The sequence below is a fragment of the Rhizobium vallis genome (assembly GCF_003985155.1).
Lineage (GTDB): Bacteria > Pseudomonadota > Alphaproteobacteria > Rhizobiales > Rhizobiaceae > Rhizobium > Rhizobium vallis.
Genome location: NZ_ML133737.1, coordinates 1 through 1,306 on the forward strand (window position 1 = coordinate 1; position 1,306 = coordinate 1,306).

Sequence of the window (1,306 nt, forward strand, 5' to 3'; positions counted from 1 at the left end):
CCAGCCATTCGGTATGGTCGAGCGACAATCCGCTGCGGCTTTCGATCGGTGGATCAACCTGCTGCAGCGGCGAAGTTGATCTGAACTCGGCACGTGAATCCGAACGGCCGTCCAGACCGGCCGGTTCCCGGCCACTTGCCTGCTCAGGGGACAACCCCGACGCTGCGTTCGCCTCAACGACTTGCTGGTACTGCCGAAGCCGCTTGAAAGAGATAGTGTGTTTTCCCATGTCTTCGGTGAAGTCTTGGTAATCTTTTTGCAACGACTGTTGCTGCTGATCAGTACCGGTGAGTCGGCTGACTATGCTCTCCCTGCCCTCCCTTTGGAGCCAAGCGCTAAACTTTCGTTGATTGCTGGCCATATTCCAGACAACATTCCTCTTGGAAGTCGAGTTCGATCCGAGCTTGCTCAGCGCTTCCTTGGCTAGGTCATCAATGATGCGGGCGTCGTCGGGATAAGGATGATGCTGTTTCAACTGCGACTCGGCGCCTAGATACTGCCGCAGCCGATCGAAACTCACGACCACTTTTTTTCCTTCCTCCTTGGTAAAGGCCCTAAAATCCTCCTTCAACGACTGTTGCTGCTCATCACTGCCGGTGAGCCGGCTGACTATGCTCTCCCTGCCCTCCCTTTTGAGCCAAGCGCTAAACTTTCGTTGGTGACTGGTATTATTCCGGGAAGTCGAGACCGGTCCGAACTTACTCAGCTCTTCCTTGGCCAAGCTATCAATGACGCGGGCGTCGTCGGGATAAGGATCATGTATCTGGCGCCCCATCAGGCGCGGCCCAGGTCCAACGGCTTGGAGTTCTTGCCCCTCAGGCGCGAGCCTCCTGAAATGAGACAGTGCTGACTTAAGACGGTTCCGACCATCCCCACCGCTTGCCAAATAATAATCCGCGATATCAACGGCTAGTGAATCTGGATCGTTTAAAAGCCGAGAAGCCATCGAATCTCTGTTCTCTGCTCGGAGCCAACGAGCGAACCCCCTAAGAACCCATAAATTGTTCTCGACGGTAGCCTCGGGAACCCTTCCGTCCCCTCGGCCGACGCTACCGTCGGGTAGAATTTCGTAGTTTCGGACTGCTTCCGCGAACTGGTTGATGCGGGACTCGTCATCGGGATGCATGTCCCAGTCGGCGGCGCGACCACGCTTGGCGCCGACGCGAACCTTGGTTGAGACCACGTGAGTCTCCGTTGCGGCATCGACGTCTTGCTGCCCCGAACCCCTCTCCGGCGCCAGCGACTGCGGCGTCACTCGCATCGAACCGCCCACGGATCTGCGACGCGGCACACGGTCGCCGGCGTC

The 1,306-nt window shown here is 57.6% G+C and carries 1 pseudogene; it reads right to left on the bottom strand.

What is annotated here, in order from left to right:
- Positions 1-1,183: pseudogene (locus tag EFQ99_RS34805) on the bottom strand (hypothetical protein); the annotation flags it as partial.
- Positions 1,184-1,306 lie beyond the last annotated feature (123 nt).